The organism is Variovorax sp. IB41, assembly GCF_016405905.1.
Taxonomy (GTDB): Bacteria; Pseudomonadota; Gammaproteobacteria; order Burkholderiales; family Burkholderiaceae_C; genus Variovorax.
In genome coordinates this window covers 131,724-154,765 of record NZ_JAEFCB010000007.1, presented here as the reverse complement: position 1 = coordinate 154,765, position 23,042 = coordinate 131,724, and the positions used below count along the sequence as shown (strand labels likewise).

The following is a 23,042-nucleotide window of genomic DNA, read 5'->3' as shown; positions in this document are numbered from 1 at the left end:
GTGTCGATTCAAACCCCTGCCACGGCCCCCATCGCCGGCAACCTGCCGGCCACCGAAGACCTCGGGCCGCTGGCCTGGGTGCTGGGAGAAATCCAGAAATCCCTCGATGGTGTGGGCAAGTCGTTGCGGCGCTTCGTGCGCGACGTGGGCGGTGCAACGGAGCCCGAGAGCGGCCCGCTGCAGATGGCCCGCCAGCAACTGCACCAGGCCGTCGGCGCGCTGCAGATGGTGGGGCATTCCTCGCCCGCGCTCGTGCTCGGCGCCATCGAATTCGCGGTGCAGGGCTTCATTGCCGAACCGCAGCGCTGCACCGAAAGCGCCGTCCTGAAGATCGAGCGTGCCGGCTTCGCCGTCACCGATTTCCTGACCGCGCTGCTGGCCGGCAAGCCCGTCTCGTCGGTCGCGCTCTTCCCCCAATACCGCGACGTGCTGGAACTGGGCGGCAACGAACGCGTCCACCCGGCCGATCTCTGGAGCACCGCCTGGCGCTGGGTCGAGATCAAGCCCGCGCTCACGCAGGCCGCCGTCGCCTATGACCCGTCGGTGCGCTCGCGGCTGGACCGTGAAGTGCTGCAGCTGGTCAAGGCCGGCGACATGCAGGCCGCCAAGCGCCTGCAGGGCCTGTGCCTGGGGCTCGGACGCGGCGCGCTGCTGCCCCGCGTCGCCAGCTTCTGGACCCTGGCCGCGGGCTTCTTCGAAGCGCTGTCGCTGGGCCTCATTCCCGCCGATTCGTATGTGAAGCGCGCCGCCACCCGCGTGCTGCTGCAGTACGCCACGCTCGCGCGCGGCGACAGCCTGGTGTCCGACCGTCTGGGCCAGGACCTCCTGTTCTTCTGCGCGCAGGCCGTGCCCACCGCCCGCGACGAGGCCGCCACGCTGCGCACCGTGCGCAGCGCCTGGGGCGTGGCCCACGAGCAGCACATCGACTACACCGTCGAGCAGTTCGGCCGCTTCGATCCGCTGGTGCTCACGCAGGCCCGCAAGCGCATCGAGACCGCCAAGGAAATGTGGTCGGCGCTCTCGGGCGGCGACATCACCCGCACGCGCCAGGTGGCCGACACCTTCGCGCAGCTGGGCGAATCGCTGCAGAAGCTGCACCCGCCGAGCCTGCCGATGGTCGAGGCGCTGACGCATGCGGTCGACGCCTCCGTCAAATCGGGCCAGCCGCCCGACACCGAACTGGCGATGGAAGTCGCCACCTCGGTGCTGTACCTGGAAGCCGCGCTCGAAGACCTCGATCCGAGCGACCCGCAACTCACCTCCCGCACCCTGCAGCTGTCGGGCCGCATCGAGCGCGTGCGCGCCGGTGGCCATTCCGAGCCGCTCGAGCCGTGGATGGAAGACCTGTACCGCCGCGTGAGCGACCGCCAGACCATGGGCACCGTGGTCGACGAGCTGCGCAGCCACCTGAGCGAACTGGAGAAGTCGCTCGACCAGTATTTCCGCCGCCCCGCCGAAAAGGGGCTGCTGCGCACCGTGCCGACGCAACTGATGCAAATGCGCGGCGTGTTCTCGGTGCTCGGCCTGGATCAGGCCGCGCTCACCGTGCAGCGCATGCGCGAAGACGTCGAGGCCATGCTGGTGAGCACCTCGCCCGCCGAGGAAATGGCCGGCTTCGACGCGCTGGGCAACAACCTGGGCGCGCTGGGCTTCCTCATCGACATGCTGGGCTACCAGCCCGCGCTGGCCAAGCGCCTGTTCGTGTTCGACGCCGAGGCCGGCGAACTCAAGCCGCTGATGGGCCGCCAGGCCACCGACAGCACCGAAGGCGAAGCCGCGGCGCCCGTTGCCGAGCCCGTGCTCAGCATCGAGGAAGTCGATGCGCAGATCGCCTCCAAGCTCGCCGCACTCGCCACGCCCGCCCGGAAGACCAAGCCCACGCCGCTCGAGGAATTCAGCCGCAAGGCCGAGAGCTGGACCTCCAAGATCACCGGTCCGGGCGCGCTGCCCGACACCGAGGTCACCGAGCTCGAAGAAGACGACCTGCAGAACATCTTCCTGGACGAAGCGCGCGAGGTGGTGCACAACGGCCTGGCCGCCATCACCGAGCTGGGCAGCCATCCGGACGACACCGAAGAGCTCACCATCCTGCGCCGCGCGTTCCACACGCTCAAGGGCAGCTCGCGCATGGTCGGCCTCACCGACTTCGGCGATGCCGCCTGGTCGCTCGAGCAGGTGCTCAACACCTGGCTGGCCGACCAGCGTCCCGCCACGCCGGAGATGCTGTCGGCCACCGAGCGCACGCTGCGCGATTTCGGCCAGTGGGTCGAAGCCATCGCCTCGGGCGAATCCCATTCCTGGCAGGCCGGCCCGTTCAGCCGCGTGGCCGATGCGCTGATGGCCGGCGAGCCCGTGCCGCCGCCGGTGCGCGTGGCCGATGCCGAGCAGCTGGCCGTGGCCGCCCGCCACATCGCCGCCGAACCCGAGCTGCCGCCGCTGCCCGACTTGTCGTTCCTGCCGGACCCGCCGGCGCGCGCCGCGCCCGAGCCGGTCTTCGAACTGCCCGCGCTGGATGCGCTGGACGAGCCGCAAAAGCCCGCAGGCGCGGACGCCGACGACGACTTCACGTCCACCGACTTCATCGATTTCGACAAGCAGCCCACGTCGCCTGCGCCGCTCTCACCGCTCGCAGCACTGCCCGCGGGCGAGGAGTTCGATTTCCTGGCGCCCGCGAAGACCCAGGCGCCCGCTGTGCCCGCAGCCCCCATTGCCGCGCCCGTCGCTGCGCAACCGGAGCCCGAGGCAGGCATCGAGGCTACCGTGCCGACCGCCACCGCGCTGCCCGATTTCGCCTGGGACCCCGAGCCGCTGCCCGTGCCGGCGAACGAGCCCAAGGCCAACGACATGGCGCTGCCTCCGCTGGAGGCGCTGCCCGAACTGGAACTGACGCCCGAGCCCGAGGCGCAGCCGGCGCCCGAACCCGTGGCTGCGGTCGCTGCGCCGGTCGAAGTGCCCGCCGAACCGCCGGCCGTCGTGGCCGAAGAAGAGACGCCGGAGCCCGTCGCCGCACACGAGACTGTCGAGACGGTGGAAGCCATCGAAGTGACCGAGACCGTGGAAGCGGTGGAAGTCACGGAAGTGGCCGAAGTGGCGGAAGAACAACTCGCCACCGCCGCCAGCGCCGAAGACCAGGTCAAGGTGATCGGTCCGCTGCGCATCGGCATCGCGCTCTACAACGTCTACCTGAACGAAGCCGACGAATGGTCCAGGCAACTGGCCACCGACGTGGGCGAATGGGCGCTCGAATCGCACGAGCGCCTGCCCGACTCGACCGTTGCGCTCGCGCATTCGCTGGCCGGCAGTTCGGCCACCGTGGGCTTCCACAGCCTCTCGGGCATGGCGCGCCTGCTCGAATCGGCGCTGCAGCACCTGCAGATGCAGGGCAGCGGCACGCGTGAACAGGGCGTGGTGCTGGTCGCCGCGGCCGACGAGCTGCGCCGCCTGCTGCACCAGTTCGCCGTGGGGTTCCTGCGCGATCCGGCCGAAGGCACGCTGCAGGCGCTGCGCGACATCGCCGCATCGCCCATGCCGCTGGAAGCCGCCGTGCGCAGCGAAGTGCGGCCGTTCCAGCAGATCGTGTCCGCGAGCGACGGCATGGCCGACGTGGCGCTGGACGATTCCGAAGACGCCATCGACCTGGCCGACGCGGTCGACGTCGACCTGTTCCCGATCTTCGAGGAAGAGGCCGCCGACCTGCTGCCCCAGCTGGGCGAAGCGCTGCGCCAGTGGTCGCACCACCCCGACGACAGCGCGCCGCGCGCCTCGGTGCTGCGCACACTGCACACGCTCAAGGGCAGTGCGCGCCTGGCCGGCGCCATGCGCCTGGGCGAACGCGCGCACCGCATGGAGTCCGAGATCGAAGTCCTGGGCTCCCAGGGCGCCGAGCGGGCCGACATCGAAAAACTGCTGGCCCGCCTGGACGCCCTGCAGGCCACCTTCGACGCGCTGCGCGCGGCCGACGACGCCACGCAGGTCGAAATGGCCCAGCTCGTGGCCGCGGCCACCGCGCCATCGCCGGCCATCCAGCTGGTGCAGGTCGCGCCCGAAGCCGGCGTGCCGGCGAACGACGAAGAAGCCGCACCGGTCGCCGACGGAGAGGAAGAAGCCGTCAGCCCGGCCGTCACGATGCTGCAGCCGCGTCCGGCGCCCGCGTTGCTCGCGCCGCTGCGCGCCGCATCGGGCCAGGCCGTGCGCATCCGCACCCAGCTGCTCGACCGGCTGGTCGCGCAGACCGGCGAGGTCATCATCACGCGTTCGCGCCTGGAGGCCGAGCTCGGCCAGCTGCGCGGCTCGCTCTCCGACCTCACGGGCAACCTGGACCGCCTGCGCCAGCAGCTGCGCGACATCGAAGTGCAGGCCGAAAGCCAGATGCAGTCGCGTCTCGCGCAAGCCAAGGACTCGCAGCAGAGCTTCGACCCGCTCGAGTTCGACCGCTTCACCCGCGTGCAGGAACTCACGCGGATGATGGCCGAGTCGGTGAACGACGTGGCCACCGTGCAGCGCACGCTGCAAAAGACGGTGCAGGCGACGGAAGACGACCTGAGCGTGCAGGCACGCCAGACCCGCGAACTGCAGCGCGGCTTGCTGCGCACGCGCATGGTGGAGTTCGAAGGCATCTCCGACCGCCTCTACCGCGTGGTGCGCCAGGCGTCCAAGGACACCGGCAAGCAGGTGCGCCTGGACATCGTCGGCGGCTCCATCGAAATGGACCGCGGCGTGCTGGACCGCATGACGCCCGCCTTCGAGCACTTGCTGCGCAACTGCGTGGCGCACGGCATCGAGGATGCGGCGTCGCGCGAGAAGGCCGGCAAGGACGCCAGCGGCCTGATCGTCATCGACCTGCACCATGAAGGCAACGACGTTTCGGTGAGCTTCCGCGACGACGGCGCCGGTCTCGACCAGAAGCGCATCGCCGAGCGCGCCCGCGCCCTCGGCCTCCTGGCGGGCGACCAGGACCTCACGCCCGAAGAAGCCACCGAGCTGATCTTCAAGCCCGGCTTCTCGACCGCCGGACAGGTCTCCGAACTGGCAGGCCGCGGCATCGGCATGGACGTGGTGCGCGCGCAGATCGCGGCGCTCGGCGGCCGCATCGAAACGCAGAGCACCGCCGGCCAGGGCACCACCTTCAAGCTGGTGCTGCCGCTGACCACCGCCGTGACGCACGTGGTGATGCTGCGCGCGGGCGAGGTGTCGATCGGCGTGCCGTCGAATCTGGTGGAGCTGGTGCAGCGCGTGGGCGGCACCGACCTGGAAGCGGCCTACCTGCACAACAGCCATCCGTTCGGCAGCGAACAGGTGCCGTTCTACTGGGCCGGTGCGCTGCTGCAGGCCTCGACCCGCAGCGACCACGCCGCCTCCAAGAACAACACCCTCGTGATCGTGCGAAGCGCGGCACAGCGCGTCGCGCTGCACGTGGACGAAGTGCTGGGCAACCAGGAAGTCGTGGTGAAGAACCTCGGCCCGCAACTCGCGCGGCTGCCGGGTCTTGCCGGCATCTCGGTGCTGGCCTCGGGCGCGGTGGCGCTGATCTACAACCCGGTGGCGCTGGCGGCGGTGCACGGCGATCAGGCGCGCCTGCGCCAGGCGGCCGCGCTCGTGGTGCCGGCGCACACCGCCTCGGCCTCGGCCGACCAGGACGCCCCGCAGGTGCCGATGCCGGTGCTGGCCCCCGTGGCGCCGCAGGTGCCGCTGGTGCTGGTGGTGGACGACTCCATCACCGTGCGCCGCGTCACGCAGCGCCTGCTGCAGCGCGAAGGCTATCGCGTGTCGCTCGCGGCCGACGGCCTGCAGGCGCTCGAACGGCTGCAGCAGGAGCGCCCGTCGGTGGTGCTGTCGGACATCGAGATGCCACGCATGGACGGCTTCGACCTGGCCCGCAACATCCGCGCCGACGCCGCGCTGGCGGAGCTCCCGATCATCATGATCACCTCGCGCATCGCCGAGAAGCACCGCGACTACGCGCGCACGCTGGGCGTGAACCACTACCTGGGCAAGCCCTACTCGGAAGAGGAACTGCTGCGCCTGGTGCGTGCGTACACGACCGAGCCGACGCTCGCGGCTGCGGCCTGAACGCCGTTCGCCTGAAGCGCTCCGGCGCCGATAGAAGAAAAGGCCCCTCGGGGCCTTTTCTTATTTCTGCAGCGCCTTGGCCCGCGCCACGCCGTAGCGCTGCAGCGTCTTCTCGCGCGCCTCGGCATGGTCCACCACGGGCGCGGGATAGGTCTCGCCCAGCTGGATGCCCGCGGCCTCCAGCTCCACCGGCGAGGCCATCCACGGCGCGTGGATCGCCGCGTTCGACAGGCCCGCGAGCTGCGGCAGGTAGCGGCGGATGAACTTGCCCTCGGGATCGAACCGCTCGCTCTGCGTCACCGGGTTGAAGATGCGAAAGTAGGGCTGCGCATCGCAGCCGCTGGAGCTCGCCCACTGCCAGCCGCCGTTGTTGGAGGCCAGCTCGAAGTCGTTCAGGTGCAGCGCGAAGTAGCGCTCGCCCCGGCGCCAGTCCAGCCCCAGGTCCTTGCACAGAAAGCTCGCCACCACCATGCGCAGGCGGTTGTGCATGTAGCCGCTCTGGTTGATCTGCAGCATCGCGGCATCCACCAGCGGGTAGCCGGTGCGGCCCTCGCACCAGGCATCGAAGAGCTGGTCGGCGTGCTTGCCGTGGTGCCACTGGATCTTGTCGTACTCGGGGCGAAAGCTCTTCGATTCGCCGTTCTCGTACACATGCGGGAAGTGCGCGAGGATCTGGAAGTAGAAGTCGCGCCAGATCAGCTCGCTCAGCCACGTCGCGGCGCCCGCGTTGCCCTGCAGCGAGAGCTGGTGCGCCACGCTCGCCACCTGCCGGATCGATACCGTGCCGAAGCGCAGGTGCACGCCCATGTAGCTGGGGCCGCGCACGGCGGGGAAGTTGCGCGCTTCGTCGTAGCGGTCGATGCGCTCGAAGAAATCCTCGAACAGCACGCCGGCGCCGAGCGAGCCGGTCGGGATCTCCAGCGTCGACAGGTTGGTTTTCTCGAAGCCCAGCTCGCCCAGCGACAGCATCGGCTCGCGGTAGGCCTGCGGCGGCGGCACCAGCGCTTCGGCATGGCTGCGCACCGGGTACGACTTGAGGAAGAACGAATCCACCTTCGCGAGCCACGCGCGCTTGTAGGGCGTGAACACCGTGTAGGGCTGGCCGGTCTTGGTCATGACCTCGTCGCGGTCGAAGACGTTCGAGTCCTTGTAGGTGTGGAAGGCGATGCCCGCATTGGCCAGCGCGCCCAGCACCTTGGCATCGCGCTCCAGCGCATCGGGCTCGTCGTCGCGGTTGGCGAACACGGCCTGCACGTCCAGGTCGCTCGCGAGCGCGGGGATTTCCTGCACCGCGGTGGAGTGCCGCACGATCAGCCCGCCGCCCAGGGCGCCCAGCTCGGCCTGCAGCTCCAGCAGCGATTCGCGGATGAATTCGACCCGCCGGTCGGCACTGGGCAGCGCCTCCAGGATCGCCTTGTCGAACACGAAAACGCAGACCACCTGGCGGCAGGCACGCAGCGCGCGATAGAGGGCCGCGTTGTCGTCCACGCGAAGGTCTCGGCGGAACCACATGAGCCCCTTGGGGTAGGTCTTGTCGACGGCCAGTAAAATGGGTGGCATATGGCTGCCGATTCTGCCCCGATGAACCTCACGCATCACTTTTTGATAGCGATGCCCGGGATGGAAGACAAAACTTTCAACCGCAGCGTCGTGTACCTCTGCGAACACAGCGAGCGCGGCGCGCTCGGCCTGGTGATCAACAAACCCAGCGACATCAACCTGAAGGTGCTGTTCGAGAAGATCGAGCTGCACCTGACCCGCCCCGAGCTGGGCGACGCCCCCGTCTTCCAGGGCGGCCCGGTGCAGACCGAGCGCGGCTTCGTGCTACACGAGCCGGTCTTCACCCAGGCCGAGAAGCCCGAGGAATCGGTCTACGCCTCGACCATGACCATCCCCGGCGGGCTGGAGATGACCACCTCCAAGGACGTGCTGGAGGCCCTGGCCACCGGCGCGGGGCCCCGCAAGGTGCTGGTCTCGCTGGGCTATTCGGCCTGGGGCGAGGGCCAGCTGGAGTCCGAGCTGGCCGAGAACAGCTGGCTCACCGTGCTGGCCGATCCGGCCGTGATCTTCGATACGCCGATCGAGCAGCGCTACGACAAGGCGCTGATGCTGCTGGGCCTGGAAGCCTGGAAGCTCTCGCCGGACGCCGGACACGCATGAGCGCCGTCATGCCAGACGCTCCAGCCCCTGTTCCCGCCGCTCCTGTTTCCGTTCCCGTTCCCGTCCCGTCCCATTTCCAGACCTTCCTGGCCTTCGATTTCGGCCTGAAGCGCACGGGCGTGGCCAGCGGCAACCGCCTGCTCCAGACGGCCACGCCGCAGGCCACCATCAAGGCCGAGGGCGATGCCCGCTTCGCGCAGGTCGAGGCGCGCATCAAGGAATGGCAGCCCGACGCGCTGGTGATCGGCGTGCCCTATCACCCCGACGGCGCCCCGCACGAGAACACCCGCCGCGCGCAGAAGTTCGCGCGCCAGCTGCGCGGCCGTTTCAATCTGCAGGTGTTCGAGGTGGACGAGCGCTACAGCACCACCGAGGCGCTGTCGTCCGGCGCGCGCGATGCCGATGCCGCCTCGGCCTGCATCATCCTGGAGCAATTTTTGAGGAGTCTCCCGTGAGTTCAATACCTGATGCCGAAGGGCTCTACACAGGCCTCCTGGCCGGCGTGAAGGCGCTGCTGCGCCCCGAAACCAAGCTGGTCGGCATCACCTCCGGTGGCGCCTGGCTGGTCGAGCGGCTGCAGAAGGACCTGGGCCTGCCCGGCGCGCCCGGCGTCATCTCCTCGGCCATGCACCGCGACGACTTCGCGCGCCGCGGCCTCTCGGCCAGCGCGCAGACTTCGCTGCCCTTCGACGTGAACGGCACCGACGTGCTGCTGCTGGACGACGTGCTCTACACCGGCCGCACCATCCGCGCGGTGCTCAACGAGCTGTTCGACTTCGGCCGCCCCGCCTGCGTGCGGCTCGCCGTACTGGTCGATCGCGGTGGCCGCGAGCTGCCGGTCGCGGCCGATTTCGCCGCCGCGAAACTCACGCTGCCGGATACGCAACTCCTCGCGCTAGCCCGCGCCGACGACGGCGCCTTCAGCCTCAAGGTGGAGGAAAGCAAGTAATGCTCTACAAGCGAAATCCGCAGCTCAACAAGAACGGCGAGCTCATCCACCTGCTGTCGATCGAGGGGCTGCCCAAGGACATCGTCACGCACATCCTGGACACCGCCGCCAACTTCACGAGCGTGAGCGACCGCGAGGTGAAGAAGGTGCCGCTGCTGCGCGGCAAGAGCGTGTTCAACCTGTTCTTCGAGAACTCGACGCGCACGCGCACCACCTTCGAGATCGCGGCCAAGCGCCTGTCGGCCGACGTCATCAACCTGGACATCGCGCGCTCCTCGGCCACCAAAGGCGAATCGCTGCTGGACACGATTGCCAACCTGAGCGCCATGGCCGCCGATTTGTTCGTGGTGCGCCACAGCGAGTCGGGCGCGCCGTACCTGATCGCGCAGCACGTCGCACCCCACGTGCACGTGGTGAATGCCGGCGACGGCCGCCACGCGCACCCCACGCAGGGGCTGCTCGACATGTACACGATCCGCCACTACAAGAAAGACTTCTCGAACCTCACGGTCGCGATCGTCGGCGACGTGCTGCACTCGCGCGTGGCGCGCTCGGACATCCACGCGCTCACCACGCTCGGCTGTGCCGAAGTGCGCGTGGTCGGCCCCAAGACGCTGGTGCCCGGCGACATGGCCGGCATGGGCGTGCGCGTGTGCCACACGCTCGAAGAAGGCATCAAGGACTGCGACGTGATCATCATGCTGCGCCTGCAGAACGAGCGCATGAGCGGCGCGCTGCTGCCCTCGTCGCAGGAGTTCTTCAAGACCTACGGCCTCACGCCCGAGAAGCTGCAGCTCGCCAAATCGGATGCGATCGTGATGCACCCGGGGCCGATCAACCGAGGCGTGGAGATCGACTCCGCCGTGGTCGACGGCAAGCAAAGCGTGATCCTTCCGCAGGTCACCTTCGGCATCGCGGTACGCATGGCGGTAATGAGCATCGTGGCAGGGAACGAAGCATGAGCAGAACACTGATCACCAACGGCCGCGTCATCGACCCCGCCTCGGGCACCGACAAGAAGACCGACATCGCCATCGCCGACGGCAAGATCGCCGGCATCGGCCACACCCCGGCCGGCTTCAAGGCCGACCGCACCATCGACGCCGCGGGCTGCGTCGTCGCGCCCGGCCTCGTGGACCTCGCCGCGCGCTTGCGGGAACCCGGCTACGAACACGAAGGCATGCTGGAGAGCGAAATGGCCGCGGCCATCGCGGGCGGCGTGACCAGCCTCGTGTGCCCGCCCGACACCGACCCCGTGCTCGACGAGCCGGGCCTGGTCGAAATGCTCAAGTTCCGCGCCGAGAAGCTGCAGTGCGCGCGCCTCTTTCCGCTCGGCGCGCTCACGCGCAGCCTCGCCGGCGGCGTGCTCACCGAAATGGCCGAACTCACCGAGGCCGGCTGCATCGGCTTCAGCCAGGCCGACGTGCCGCTGGCCGACACCCAGGTGCTGCAGCGCGCGCTGCTCTACGCAAGCACCTTCGGCTACACCGTGTGGCTGCGCCCGCAGGACCGCGACCTCGGCAAGGGCGTGGCCGCCAGCGGCCCGCTCGCCACGCGGCTGGGCCTCTCGGGCGTGCCCGTGTCGGCCGAGACGATCGCCATCTTCACCATCGTGGAGCTCATGAAGAGCACCGGCGCGCGCGTGCACCTGTGCCGCATTTCCAGCGCCGCGGGCGTGGCGCTGGTGCGCGCGGCCAAGGCGCAAGGGCTGCCGCTGACCTGCGACGTGAGCATCAACTCGCTGCATCTTGCGGACGCCGACATCGGCTACTTCGACAGCCGCGCGCGCCTGAACCCGCCGCTGCGCCAGCAGGGCGACCGCGACGCGCTCTCGGCGGGCCTGGCCGACGGCACCATCGATGCGCTGGTGTCCGACCACACGCCCGTCGAGGCCGATGCCAAGACGCTGCCCTTCGCCGAAGCCGAGCCCGGCGCCACCGGCCTCGAACTGCTGCTGCCGCTCGCGCTGCAGTGGGGCGAGCGCAGCGGCGCGGGCATCGCGCGGGCGATCGAGGTCATCACCTCCGCGCCGGCGCGGCTGCTGGCCACGGCCGATGCGGGCAGCGGCATCGGGCGCCTGGTCGAAGGCGGCGTGGCCGACCTCTGCATCTTCGATCCGGCGCTCGAATGGCAGGTCGAGCCCGATGCGCTCAAGAGCCAGGGCAAGCACACGCCGTTCGCCGGCTACCCGGTGCAGGGCCGCGCGCGCCACACGCTGGTCGCTGGCCGCGTCGTTCACGGTTGAAATAAAAGAAAGAGAACCCGCGCGCCATGGTTCATTCGCTGAAGGCCTGCTGGCGCCTGCTGCATGCGGTGGGGCATGCGCTGGCCGGGTGGTGGACGATCCGCTTCACCTTTCCCGGCCTCACGCAGGCCGAGCGCAATGCGCGCGTGCAGGAATGGTCGCGCCGCATGCTCGAGATCATGGGCGTCACGCTCAAGGTGCAGGGCACGCCGCCCGCTGCGGGGCCGGTGTTGATCATCAGCAACCACCTCTCGTGGCTGGACATCACCGCCATCCATGCGGCGCGCCATGTGCGCTTCGTGTCGAAGTCGGGCGTCAAGCACTGGCCGCTGATCGGCACGCTCTCCACCGGCGCGGGCTCGCTCTACATCGAGCGCGAACGCCGCCGCGACGCGCTGCGCGTGGTGCACCACATGACCGAGGCGCTGCGCGAGGGCGACATGATCGGGGTGTTTCCCGAAGGCACCACCAGCGACGGCCGCGGCCTCTTGCCCTTCCACGCCAACCTGCTGCAGGCGGCGATTTCTTCAGGCGCGCCGGTGCTCCCCGCCGCGCTGCGCTTCGCCGATGCCGCCACCGGCGAGACCAGCCAGGCCCCGCGCTACATCGACGACGACAACCTGCTCACGTCGCTGTGGAACACGCTGCGCGCGCCGCCCCTGCTGGCCATCGTGCGCTTCGGCGAGCCGCAGGATTCGCACGGCCGCGAGCGCCGCGGCTGGGCGCAGTCGCTGCATGAAGACGTGCAGCAGCTGCGCCGCGAGACCCTGTGAGGCATGGAGCCGCCCCCAAAAAAAAGCGCCCCCGAAAGGGCGCTTGAACGGCGCACGGATGCGCCGTGAAGAGGAAGCGGTACGCCCTGGTGGTCAGAGAATGCCGAAGACCTTCAGTCCGATGATCACGATGATCGGCACACCGCAGAGCCAAAGGATGATGCTTTTCATGATCGAGGTCTCCGTGAGGTAAGTAGGCCTCTACATTGGCCGCGCATTCGGCCGGTGCTTGCGGGAGAAGGCAATCCGTGCGCGTGGGTGTGTGCCTACAAGGCCGCTCAGCCGCGGCTTTGCACGAAGAAGAATCCGAGCGCGACGAGCCAGGAGAGCGCCAGTGCCACCCAGAGCCACAGGCCCCATTCGATGAGCCTTTGCAGCCGTGGCGGTGCGTCGTCGTGCGGGCCGCGCTGCAGCAACGCAAGAAGCGCCTGGCCGCCGTTCATCGCGGGCAATGGCAGCAGGTTCAACGCCGTCAGCTTGGCGGCCACCATGCCCACGAGCGGCACGAAACCCTGCTGCGCGGCGAAGGCGCGGCCCCCGTCGATCAACCCCTGTGCAGTGCCCAGCGGCGAGAGCCCGCCGGCAACGATCTGCACGAAGCCATGACCGATGCTGGCCAGCGCCGAGCCGGGGTGCAGCAGCAGCGCGACCAGCGCAAGCGAGGCGGCGCCCGCGAGCGGCAAGAGCACCTGGATGGCACGCGGCTTGTGGTCGAACGCGTCGTCGAAGTCGTCGGCCGAAACGTCGTCGGGCAGGTCCTCGGTCCGCGTGTCCTTGAAAGCGACCGAGCCTGCGATGGGCAGCAGGCGCAACTGAAAGACGCCCAAGGAAAACAGTGGCGGCCCGAAGCCCATTGAAATCCGCCGGACCTTGATGCCGAGCCCATGGCCCAGCGCGGCCATCGTGCCGATGTGGATGCAGGCGAGCAGCGCGATGGCCGCGATGAACTTCAAGAGGACGAGCAAGTGACTCCGCGCAGCGCAACCAGGGGCTCACTCTCCAAACCAGAAGACGAGCCACGAACCGAGTGAAGCCAGCACAGCCAGCAACGCAACGGCGTTGCGTTTGCTGAAGAAGAAGGCACGGGTGCTCCGAAGGGCGGGACTGATCGACATTTCGAGCTCCTCTCTCCGCGGATGCGAGTGCCGCGGAGAGTGCCCGGTCGATCAACCCTCGTCAATCCGAAGATAGTTCTCTCGGTGCCTTTAAGTATCAATCGCGGTCTTCGTAATAGCGGCGATGCTGCTCGCGCTCCCACTGCCGGCGACGCCATTCCTGCCGCTCCGCGCGGCGTTCTTCCCAACGCTGCGCGCGGCGCTCTTCCCAGCGCGAGCCCGGCTCGTAGTACACGGGCGCGGGCGTGGAATACACAGGTGCCGGAGGCTGGTAGTACGTCGGCGCCGGCCGCGAATAAACGGGCGCGGGCTCGTAATAGACCGGTGCCGGCTGGCCGATGACCACGCCCGGCAGGTTGACGCCAACGGACCAGTGGGTCTCCGCGTTGGCCGATACGCCGGCGAACAAGGCACCTGCGGCGACGAGGCCTGCGGCGGCCAGCTTGAGAACGGTTCGGGGATTCAACATTTCATCTCCTGAAGCGGGCCGGAAACAGCCCTGATGCACCGTTCAACGCCCCCTCGCACGCGCTCGCTCACATCGCGAAGGTGAAGTACCGTTCCCAAATGTGACGCGGCGCGGCGGGTGAATGAAGCGCGCCAGTAAAAAGCCGCTGACTGGCAGCGGCTTCATTCATTCATCCGTCGATTCTTTTCACATCGCGCCGCCCTGGCCGAGGCGCCGGCGCAGCGATGCGGTTTCATCGCTCGGGTCATCGATGGCCGAGAGCACGATGCCGTTCAATTCCTCCAGCCACTTGAGGATGCCGGGGAGCCGGCGGGTCAGCGTCGGCGGATCGAAGGTGTCGGACTCGGAAAGCGACTGGAGGATGGTGAGCCAGTCGAGCGCTTCGCACGAGGCGATGCGGATCACGTCGCGCCGCTCGGCGTCGAGAAAGTCCTTTTCTGCTGGAGGCTGCGGTGTCGTGTGAACTGATTCGGCGGTGCCGGAGGTCTTCGTTGGGGTCTTGCTAGACTTCTTGGTAGCCATGATGTGTGGTTTCTTTCAGAGTGGTTGCACGTTGTGGTCAGGCTGGTTCGATGTTTTTCCCATCGTTCCAGCCGCCTGAATTGCCTCAGAAGATCGCGGTCTTGATATCGACCACGACACGCCCTGAGACGCGGCGTTCATTTCCTTGGCGCCGGCTCCTTTGCCCGATCGACCACCTTGCCGAGCCACGCCGCGCCAAGGCGCCTCAGCTTGGCCCAGCGGTCGCGCGTCAGGCGGATCGAACCGTGCATCGCGCGCATGTCGTCCGGCAGCGTCGGCCGGCCCCTTCGCCGGCGCTCTTCGGTTTCCTTTTTCTTCTTCGTCATTCGTTGTGGTCCTCCCGTCTTTCCTAGCCTAGGCGAGGCGGTGAGGGGCGGGGGAATTTGAAGTGAGACGTTTTGCCGCAAAGTGCTGTCTCAATTGCAAGAACATATTTAGTTGCGTAAACACGCGCTGTGCGACGCGTGAGGCGCGTGCGAGGCGAGCGTTTTGCGTTGCCGCGCGCAGGCGTTAACCTGCCTCGGTTTTTTCACTTCCAGGGATGGACCCGCTTGCCATGACTCCTGTCGTCATCTACCCCAGCCGCCTGCGCGTGAGCCTGCTCTTCGCGGGCGCGGCGCTCTTCGTTGCGGGCGGCATCTGGCTGCTCCAGCACCCCATCCAGGGCGACGAGGCCATGGGGTGGCTGACCGGCTGGGCGAGCATCGTCTTCTTCGGCGCGGTCGCGCTGTTCGCGCTGAGCCGGCTCGTCTCGCGCAAGCCCGCGATCACGATCGACCGCAACGGCATCACCGACAACGCATCCGGCCTGTCCGCGGGCTTCATCCCGTGGTCCGATGTGGTCGATGCGCAGCTGGTCAAATTCCAGCGGCAGAAGTTTCTCGGGGTGTCGCTGCGCAACCCGCAGGACTACCTGGCCAAGGCCTCGCCGCTCAAGCGCGCGCTGATGAAGGCCAACTCGTCGCTGGTGGGTTTCGTCATCAACATTCCGCAGATCTCGCTGCCCGTGACGCTCGAAGAATTGCTCGGTCACATCGAGCGCTTCAGGCAGGCGCATCTGGAAACGACGCATGCCGATGCCAGCAGGTAAACCTTAGTTTGGGTATCCCTCGCAAGGACATGTCCCGCATTTGCCCTGCGGCGCGCGTTGCTCAATGATGGGTGCCATGAAAGAGATCCGCCTGGGCTGGTCGCTCGACGTCAGCCATCTCAAGCACCAGATTCAAGCGGCCGCGAGCTGGAGGCCCGAGACCGCGTTGCTGCGCCGCGACCTGGAGATCATGGTCCAGGTGGGCAACGAGGTGTTCGGCGAAGGCACGCACTGGATCGAAGAGCGGACGTTGCCCGAGCCTCGATGAATGAACGGCGCTGAAAGCGCCCAGGCTGAGGCAGTTCGCACTTGAACGGCGTGCAATATGGAACTGCAAAACCATCAGTTCCATTCATCGCACGCCTGGCCGATCATCGCCCCCTGTCATTCAGCAGCAGGAGACGAAACCATGACGGCCGATGCCCTCATCGCAGAACCGGAAGTGGTGCAGCCCACCGCCGAATGGCCTCAGGAGGCGATCGCGCAATGCGTGGCCACCGTCGTGCGCTCGCGCCGCGCAACGCGTGCCTTCAAGGCGCAGCCGCTGGGCCGCGACATCGTGGAAGAAATCCTGGCCGATGCGTCGTGCGCGCCGAGCGGCGCCAACATCCAGCCCTGGCGCGTGTACGTGGTCAGCGGCGCGGTCAAGAGCGAACTGACCGACGTGCTGGTCGCCGCATCGCGCGCCGGCACCGCGCCGGCGCCTGAGCATTTCCCCGAGCCGCTGCCCGACACGTACCGCGCAAGGCTCATGGACTTCGGCGCGCGCTATTACGCATCGCTGGGCATCGCGCGCGATGACACGCACGGGCGCACGCGCCAGACCGAGCGCAACTACGCCTTCTTCGGCGCGCCGGTGGGCCTCATCTTCAGCATCGACCGCCGGTTGAAGGCGCACAGCTGGATCGACCTGGGCCTGTTCGCGCAGAGCGTGATGATCGCCGCGAAGGCGCGCGGCATCGACACCTGCCCGCAGGTCGCGTTCGCGCAGTTCCATGCGCCGATCGCATCGCACCTGCACATGTCGCCCAACGAGGTGACGGCCTTCGGCATGTCGATGGGATACGGCGACCCGGAGGCCGAGGTCAACCAGACAAGGATGCCGCGCGAGCCCGTGCAGGACTTCGCGCGGCTCCTCGGATTTCCGGGCTGACCTTCGCGCCGATTTTTCCTTTCAGCGACGCATTCGCTCGCTGATTCACCGTCATTTCTTTTTCAAGGAGAACGCCCATGAACACGTCATGGCTCGCTGTCGCCGCCACTGTCGCAGTTGTCGCGGCCGGCACCCTCGGCGCATTCGCGCCCGTTCCTGCCGCCGCGCACGCGTCCACCGAAAGCGTCACACCGGCACTGCGGCAGGCGATTCCCAACATCCCCGGCAAGTCGCTGGTCGCCGTGGTGGTCGACTATCCGCCGGGCGGCGCCTCGCCGGCGCATGTGCATGCGAAGTCGGCGTTCATCTATGGCTACGTGGTCTCGGGCGCCATCGAATCGCAGGTGAACGATGGCCCGCGGCAAGTGCTTCGCGCAGGGGAGAGCTTCTACGAGCCACCCGGCGCGAAGCATTCCGTCAGCCGCAACGCGAGCAAGACCCGGCCCGCGAAGCTGCTCGCCGTGTTCGTGGTGGACACCGACGACACCGCGCTCACGACGCCAACGCAGTGACCCATCCCCCATCTTCAGGAGTCCGACCATGAGCCAGCGCCTCGACTACAACCAGATCGCCCCGGCCGGCGTCAAGGCCATCGGCACCGTGTACGGCTACGTCACGCAGAGCGGCCTCTCGCCCGTGCTGGTCGACCTGGTGTATTTGCGTGTCTCGCAAATCAACAACTGCGCGTACTGCCTGGACATGCATACGCGCGACCTGTTGAAGAAGGGGCAGGCCGTTGAAAAGCTCGCCCTGCTGCAGGCGTGGAGAGAGGCCGGCGCGCTCTTCGATGCGCGGGAGCGTGCCGCGTTGGCGTGGGCGGAATCGGTGACGCGTGTGGCCGAGACGGGCGTGCCCGACAGCGACTACGAAGCCGCGCGTTCTGTTTTCGACGAGCGTGAGTTGGTGGACCTCACCATCGCGATCGGGTTGATGAACGTCTACAACCGGATGGCGATCAGCTTCCGCAATACGCCCGGGGCGCTCGCGGCAAGGTAGCGCGCCGCGGCGTTCGATTCGCAACGTTCGCAGATTCGCAATTCCTCCTTCGCAGGAATACGCCCTTTCAGCCCTTACGCGCCGGGCTCGTGTTGCGTAGATTGCGAAGCATGACGACTCCCGTTGGAACCACCGAGATCCGCGAACTGGTGCTGCCGGTGCATGCGAACCACCGCGGCACGCTGTTCGCAGGGCAAGGCCTGCAGCTGATGACCAAGGCCGCCTTCCTGGCCGCGCGCGGCCTGGCGCAGCGCGAGGTGGTGATGGCCGGCGTGACCAGTGTGTCTTTTCTCTCCCCGGTGCCGGTGGGCTACCAGCTCGTGCTGCGCGGATGGGCGAGCCGCATCGGCCGCTGCTCGATGACCGTGTGCGTGACCGGCATCGCCGACATGCCGGGCGTTCCCGCGGAAGAAGTCCTCAAGGGTGTGTTCGAGATGGTGGCGGTCAATGCCGCCGGCCGGCCGACGGGCATCGATCGCTCTTATCTGAACAAGGAAACCGCATGACCACCACCACGACCGAAACCATGGCTCCCGCAGGCTTCAAGCCCAAGAAATCCGTCGCGCTCTCGGGCGTGACCGCGGGCAACACGGCGCTGTGCACCGTGGGCCGCACGGGCAACGACCTGCACTACCGCGGCTACGACATCCTGGACATCGCCGAGGTCTGCGAGTTCGAGGAAATCGCCCACCTGCTGGTGCATGGCAAGCTGCCCACGCGCGCCGAGCTCAAGGCCTACAAGGCGCGGCTGAAGGCCATGCGGGGCCTGCCGGCCAACGTGAAGGCCGCGCTGGAGAGCTTGCCTGCCGGCGCGCACCCGATGGACGTGATGCGCACCGGCGTCTCGGCGCTGGGCTGCGTGCTGCCCGAGAAGGACGACCACAACCTGCCCGGCGCGCGCGACATCGCCGACCGCCTGATGGCTTCGCTCGGCTCGATGCTGCTGTACTGGTACCACTGGTCCACGCAGGGCAAGCGCATCGACGTGGAGACCGACGACGATTCGATCGGCGGCCACTTCCTGCACCTGCTGCATGGCGAGAAGCCCAGCGAGGCCTGGGTGCGCGCGATGCACACGTCGCTCAACCTCTACGCCGAGCACGAGTTCAACGCCTCGACCTTCACCGCGCGCGTGATCGCCGGCACCGGCAGCGACATGCACTCGGCCATCGCCGGCGCCATCGGCGCGCTGCGCGGCCCCAAGCACGGCGGCGCGAACGAGGTGGCCTTCGAGATCCAGAAGCGCTACGACTCGCCCCACGAGGCCGAGGCCGACATCCGCCGCCGCGTGGAGGCTAAAGAGGTGGTCATCGGCTTCGGCCACCCGGTGTACACGGTGAGCGATCCGCGCAACGTGGTGATCAAGGGCGTGGCGAAATCGCTGTCCGAAGAAGCCGGCTCCACCAAGATGTTCGACATCGCCGAGCGCCTGGAAGCCGTGATGTGGGAGGTCAAGAAGATGTTCCCCAACCTGGACTGGTTCAGCGCGGTGAGCTATCACATGATGGGCGTGCCCACGGCGATGTTCACGCCGCTCTTCGTGATCGCGCGCACCAGCGGCTGGGCCGCGCACGTGATCGAGCAGCGCGTGGACAACAAGATCATCCGGCCGAGCGCGAACTACACCGGTCCGGAAGACCTGGCGTTCGTGCCGATCGCGGCGCGCGTCTGACGTCTGACAGAAGCAGACAGGCGCACGGCGCTCCAGTGTTTCGACCGTCTCGAGTCTCCGAGCGTTTTCGCGGGTCGGGCCTGCAGGCGCAAACTGGCGTCCGCTACCGCGATGGCACGCTGTCGCGGGGCGCATGCACAACAACACTGGAGACAACCGCATGACTTTGAACCGCCGCACCTTTTCCTCGGCCGCCCTGGCCGGGCTCGCGCTCCCCGTCGTTCGCACGGGCTGGGCCCAGGAGGCCTTTCCTAGCAAGCCGCTCAAGATCGTCTGCCCCTTCGCGCCCGGGGGCGGCTCCGACTTCATCGCGCGCGTCGCCTCCAACGTGCTCGGCCAGCGGCTGGGCCAGCCGGTGGTGGTGGACAACCGACCGGGCGCCGGCGGCACGCTGGGCACCGAGTACGCGCTGCACACGGCCGGCGACGGCTACACGCTGCTGCTGGTGGCGGGGAGCTACACCGTCAACCCCTCGCTCTACAAGCTGCGCTTCGACCCCATCGCCGACATGACGCCGGTGATCCAGCTGTCCAGGGGCGCCTACGTGCTGTGCGTCAATCCGGCCAAGGTGCAGGCGAAAAACCTGCGCGAGCTGCTGGCCTTCGCGCGACAGAACCCGGGCAAGCTGACCTTCGCCTCGGCGGGCAACGGCAGCCACCTGCACATCACGAGCGAGTACCTGTTCGGCATGGCCAAGGTCAAGGCGACGCACGTGCCGTACCGCGGCACGGGCCCGGCGGTCACCGACCTGGTGGCCGGCAACGTGGACATGCTGATCGCGGGCACCGAGGCGCTGATGCCGCACGTGCAGTCGGGCCGGCTGCGTGCGTTCGCGGTCACCACCGCGCAGCGCCTGCAGGCCTACCCCGACATTCCCTCCATCGCCGAGGCCGGCGGGCTGCCCGACTACGACGTGGTCGCATGGCACGGGCTGATCGCGCCCAAGGGCGTGCCGCCCGCCGTGCTCGCCAAGTTGAACGGCGCGCTCGACGCCGGCCTGAAGGCCCCTGAACTCAACGCCAAGCTGGAGCCCACGGGCGTGTCCGCGGCCGGTGGCACGCCCGAGCAGTTCGGCGCGCTGATCCGCGCCGAGATTCCCCGCTACGCCAAGGTCGTGAAAGACAACGACGTGCGCTCCGAGTAAGCATCCTTTCGATTCGCTCCCCTGATTCGCCACGACTCGCCCCGATGAACCCACGACACAGAAAACCACTCCCCGGCACCGCGCTGGACTACATCGACGCGCGCGCCGCGGTCGATGCGCTGCGCCCGGGCGCCTGGCGCGCGCTGCCCTACACCGCGCGCGTGCACGCCGAGAACCTGGTGCGGCGCTGCGACCTGGCGATCCTCGACGAGTGCCTGCTGCAGCTCATCGAGCGGCGGCGCGATCGCGACTTTCCGTGGTTTCCCGTGCGCGTGGTGTGCCACGACATCCTGGGCCAGACCGCGCTGGTGGACCTGGCGGGTTTGCGCGACGCCATCGCGGCCGAGGGCGGCGATCCGTCGCAGGTGAACCCGGTGGTGCCGGTGCAGCTGATCGTGGACCACTCGCTGGCGGTGGAGTGCGGCGGGTTCGATCCGAATGCGTTCGAGAAGAACCGCCGGATCGAGGACCGCCGCAACGAAGACCGCTTCCATTTCATCGACTGGACCAAGCGCGCCTTCGCCAACATGGAGGTGATCCCGGCGGGGAACGGGATCATGCATCAGATCAACCTGGAGAAGATGTCGCCGGTGGTCTACGTGCAGGACGGCCTGGCCTTCCCCGACACCTGCGTGGGCACCGACAGCCACACGCCGCACGTCGATGCGCTGGGCGTGATCGCGGTGGGCGTGGGTGGCCTGGAAGCCGAGAACGTGATGCTGGGCCGCGCCTCGTGGATGCGCCTGCCCGACATCGTGGGCGTCGAGCTGACCGGCCGGCGCCCGCCGGGCATCACCGCCACCGACATCGTGCTGGCGCTCACCGAGTTCCTGCGCAAGGAAAAAGTGGTGGGCGCCTACCTGGAGTTCTTCGGCGAGGGCACGCGCGGCCTCACGATCGGCGACCGCGCCACCATCTCGAACATGTGCCCCGAGTACGGTGCCACCGCCGCGCTCTTCTACATCGACGAGCAGACGCTCGCGTACCTGCGGCTCACCGGCCGCGAGGACGCGCAGATCGCACTGGTCGAGACCTATGCGAAGACCGCCGGCTTCTGGGGCGATGCGCTCGCCACCGCGAGCTACGAACGCGTGCTGACGTTCGACCTCTCGAGCGTGGTGCGCAACATGGCTGGGCCTTCCAACCCGCACCGGCGCCTGCCGACCTCGCAGCTGGCCGAGCGCGATATCGCCGTGGGCCTGGCCGAAGCGCGGCTGCAGGAGGCTGCGGGCCTCATGCCCGATGGCGCGGTGATCATCGCGGCCATCACCTCGTGCACGAACACCTCGAACCCGCGCAACGTGATTGCCGCCGGCCTGGTCGCGCGCAACGCCAACCGGCTGGGTCTGAAGCGCAAGCCGTGGGTGAAGTCGTCGCTCGCGCCGGGCTCGAAAACGGTGGAGCTGTACTTGCGCGATGCCGGCCTGCTGCACGACCTGGAGCAGCTGGGCTTCGGCATCGTTGCCTTCGCCTGCACCACCTGCAACGGCATGTCGGGCGCGCTGGACCCTGCGATCCAGCAGGAGATCATCGCGCGCGACCTGTACGCGACCGCGGTGCTCTCGGGCAACCGCAATTTCGACGGGCGCATCCACCCGTATGCCAAGCAGGCCTTCCTGGCTTCGCCGCCGCTGGTGGTGGCCTATGCGATCGCGGGCACGATGCGCTTCGACATCGAGCGCGACGTGCTCGGCGTGGTCGATGGCAAGGAAATCCGCCTGGCCGACCTGTGGCCGGGCGACGAAGAGATCGACGCGATCGTCGCGGCCTCGGTGCGGCCCGAGATGTTCCGCAAGGTCTACGAGCCGATGTTCGCGATCCACGCGGACAGCGGCGAGAAGGTGAGCCCGCAGTACGACTGGCGGCCGCAGTCCACCTACATCCGCCGCCCGCCCTACTGGGACAGCGAGGGCGTGGGCGCGCTCGCGGCCGTGCCGCGCACGCTGCGCGGCATGCGGCCGCTGGCGCTCTTGCCGGACAACATCACGACCGATCACCTCTCGCCCTCGAACGCGATCCTGCTGGACAGCGCCGCCGGCGAATACCTCGCGAAGATGGGCCTGCCGGAAGAAGACTTCAACTCGTACGCCACGCACCGCGGCGACCACCTGACGGCCATGCGCGCCACCTTCGCGAACCCGCAGCTGGTCAATGAAATGGCGGTGGTCGGCGGCGTGCAGAAGAAGGGATCGCTCGCGCGCATCGAGCCCGAGGGCCAGGTCGTGCGCATGTGGGAGGCCATCGAGACCTACCTGAACCGGAGGCAACCGCTGATCATCGTGGCCGGCGCCGACTACGGCCAGGGGTCGTCGCGCGACTGGGCCGCCAAGGGCGTGCGGCTCGCGGGCGTGGAGGCCGTCGTGGCCGAGGGCTTCGAGCGCATCCACCGCACCAACCTGCTGGGCATGGGCGTGATGCCGCTGGAATTCAAGCCCGGCACCACGCGGCTCACGCTGGGCCTGGACGGCACCGAGACCTTCGACGTGATCGGCGCGCCCCGTCCGCGCGCGGACCTCGCGCTGGTCGTGTACCGCAAGGACGGCGACATGCTGCAGGTGCCCGTGACCTGCCGGCTCGACACTGCCGAGGAAGTGTCCATTTACGAAGCGGGCGGCGTGCTGCAGCGTTTTGCGCAAGACTTCCTGGCGGAGACCAAGCGCTCCGCCTGAGACCCTCACCATCACT

General features: G+C 68.2%; 22 protein-coding genes. 16 read left to right on the top strand and 6 right to left on the bottom strand.

Annotated elements, in window-relative coordinates; translation table 11 throughout:
- Complete coding sequence (locus JC881_RS15335) at positions 1–6,069, top strand: Hpt domain-containing protein (protein WP_198786568.1); 6,069 nt, start codon at positions 1–3, stop codon at positions 6,067–6,069.
- A 60-nt stretch (positions 6,070–6,129) separates the two neighbouring features.
- On the opposite strand, the gene JC881_RS15330 is transcribed toward JC881_RS15335, so the two are convergent.
- Positions 6,130–7,629, bottom strand: a complete 1,500-nt coding sequence (locus tag JC881_RS15330; RefSeq protein ID WP_198786567.1) for a cryptochrome/photolyase family protein — start codon at positions 7,627–7,629, stop codon at positions 6,130–6,132.
- On the opposite strand from JC881_RS15330, the gene JC881_RS15325 reads away from it, so the two are divergent.
- From JC881_RS15325 to JC881_RS15300, 6 genes are read left to right on the top strand one after another with little or no spacing between them, the layout of a single operon-like run.
- Positions 7,630–8,229, top strand: coding sequence for a YqgE/AlgH family protein (locus JC881_RS15325; protein ID WP_198786566.1), 600 nt, complete (start codon positions 7,630–7,632; stop codon positions 8,227–8,229).
- Complete coding sequence (gene ruvX / locus JC881_RS15320) at positions 8,226–8,684, top strand: Holliday junction resolvase RuvX (RefSeq protein WP_443083350.1); 459 nt, start codon at positions 8,226–8,228, stop codon at positions 8,682–8,684. Before JC881_RS15325 ends, ruvX begins: the two co-directional genes overlap by 4 nt.
- Entirely contained in the window at positions 8,681–9,178 is a 498-nt protein-coding gene (gene pyrR / locus JC881_RS15315; RefSeq protein WP_198786564.1) for a bifunctional pyr operon transcriptional regulator/uracil phosphoribosyltransferase PyrR, read from the top strand. Before ruvX ends, pyrR begins: the two co-directional genes overlap by 4 nt.
- Complete coding sequence (locus tag JC881_RS15310) at positions 9,178–10,140, top strand: aspartate carbamoyltransferase catalytic subunit (RefSeq protein ID WP_176659080.1); 963 nt, start codon at positions 9,178–9,180, stop codon at positions 10,138–10,140. The genes pyrR and JC881_RS15310 overlap by 1 nt, the downstream gene beginning before the upstream one ends.
- On the top strand, positions 10,137–11,423 hold the full coding sequence (locus tag JC881_RS15305) for a dihydroorotase (RefSeq protein ID WP_198786563.1): 1,287 nt from the start codon (positions 10,137–10,139) through the stop codon (positions 11,421–11,423). The genes JC881_RS15310 and JC881_RS15305 overlap by 4 nt, the downstream gene beginning before the upstream one ends.
- Before the next feature lie 26 nt (positions 11,424–11,449).
- Positions 11,450–12,196 carry a lysophospholipid acyltransferase family protein gene (locus JC881_RS15300; RefSeq protein ID WP_198786562.1) on the top strand — a complete coding sequence of 249 codons (747 nt, stop codon included), beginning with the start codon at positions 11,450–11,452 and terminating at the stop codon, positions 12,194–12,196.
- 278 nt (positions 12,197–12,474) lie between these two features.
- Here JC881_RS15300 and JC881_RS15295 read toward each other — a convergent pair whose 3' ends face one another.
- The 5 genes from JC881_RS15295 to JC881_RS15280 form a co-directional block, all read right to left on the bottom strand.
- The gene (locus JC881_RS15295) at positions 12,475–13,161 is read right to left on the bottom strand and encodes a site-2 protease family protein (RefSeq protein ID WP_198786561.1); all 687 of its coding nucleotides are present in this window, start codon (positions 13,159–13,161) and stop codon (positions 12,475–12,477) included.
- 27 nt (positions 13,162–13,188) lie between these two features.
- Positions 13,189–13,311, bottom strand: coding sequence for a hypothetical protein (locus tag JC881_RS32590; protein WP_269823174.1), 123 nt, complete (start codon positions 13,309–13,311; stop codon positions 13,189–13,191).
- 97 nt (positions 13,312–13,408) lie between these two features.
- Complete coding sequence (locus JC881_RS15290; protein ID WP_198786560.1) at positions 13,409–13,780, bottom strand: hypothetical protein; 372 nt, start codon at positions 13,778–13,780, stop codon at positions 13,409–13,411.
- 186 nt (positions 13,781–13,966) lie between these two features.
- Positions 13,967–14,302, bottom strand: coding sequence for a hypothetical protein (locus JC881_RS15285; protein ID WP_198786559.1), 336 nt, complete (start codon positions 14,300–14,302; stop codon positions 13,967–13,969).
- A gap of 137 nt (positions 14,303–14,439) precedes the next feature.
- Entirely contained in the window at positions 14,440–14,628 is a 189-nt protein-coding gene (locus JC881_RS15280; RefSeq protein WP_198786558.1) for a hypothetical protein, read from the bottom strand.
- Positions 14,629–14,858: 230 nt separating this feature from the next.
- Between JC881_RS15280 and JC881_RS15275 the strand changes: the two genes are divergently transcribed.
- From JC881_RS15275 to acnD, 9 genes are all read left to right on the top strand, one after another.
- The gene (locus JC881_RS15275) at positions 14,859–15,392 is read left to right on the top strand and encodes an STM3941 family protein (RefSeq protein ID WP_198786557.1); all 534 of its coding nucleotides are present in this window, start codon (positions 14,859–14,861) and stop codon (positions 15,390–15,392) included.
- Positions 15,393–15,468: 76 nt separating this feature from the next.
- Positions 15,469–15,660, top strand: coding sequence for a hypothetical protein (locus tag JC881_RS15270; protein ID WP_198786556.1), 192 nt, complete (start codon positions 15,469–15,471; stop codon positions 15,658–15,660).
- A 141-nt stretch (positions 15,661–15,801) separates the two neighbouring features.
- Positions 15,802–16,545 (top strand): nitroreductase, encoded by a 744-nt coding sequence (locus tag JC881_RS15265; protein WP_198786555.1) that lies wholly within the window; start codon positions 15,802–15,804, stop codon positions 16,543–16,545.
- A gap of 77 nt (positions 16,546–16,622) precedes the next feature.
- On the top strand, positions 16,623–17,057 hold the full coding sequence (locus JC881_RS15260) for a cupin domain-containing protein (RefSeq protein ID WP_198786554.1): 435 nt from the start codon (positions 16,623–16,625) through the stop codon (positions 17,055–17,057).
- A gap of 28 nt (positions 17,058–17,085) precedes the next feature.
- A complete protein-coding gene (locus JC881_RS15255; protein WP_198786553.1) occupies positions 17,086–17,541 on the top strand; it encodes a carboxymuconolactone decarboxylase family protein in 456 nt (151 codons plus the stop codon).
- Between the two features lie 110 nt (positions 17,542–17,651).
- Positions 17,652–18,047: an acyl-CoA thioesterase gene (locus tag JC881_RS15250; protein ID WP_198786552.1), complete on the top strand. Its 396-nt coding sequence runs from the start codon at positions 17,652–17,654 to the stop codon at positions 18,045–18,047.
- The gene (gene prpC / locus JC881_RS15245; RefSeq protein ID WP_198786551.1) at positions 18,044–19,213 is read left to right on the top strand and encodes a bifunctional 2-methylcitrate synthase/citrate synthase; all 1,170 of its coding nucleotides are present in this window, start codon (positions 18,044–18,046) and stop codon (positions 19,211–19,213) included. The genes JC881_RS15250 and prpC overlap by 4 nt, the downstream gene beginning before the upstream one ends.
- A gap of 160 nt (positions 19,214–19,373) precedes the next feature.
- On the top strand, positions 19,374–20,357 hold the full coding sequence (locus JC881_RS15240; protein WP_198786550.1) for a tripartite tricarboxylate transporter substrate binding protein: 984 nt from the start codon (positions 19,374–19,376) through the stop codon (positions 20,355–20,357).
- Between the two features lie 44 nt (positions 20,358–20,401).
- Positions 20,402–23,026 (top strand): Fe/S-dependent 2-methylisocitrate dehydratase AcnD, encoded by a 2,625-nt coding sequence (gene acnD, locus JC881_RS15235; protein ID WP_198786549.1) that lies wholly within the window; start codon positions 20,402–20,404, stop codon positions 23,024–23,026.
- Positions 23,027–23,042: the final 16 nt, after the last annotated feature.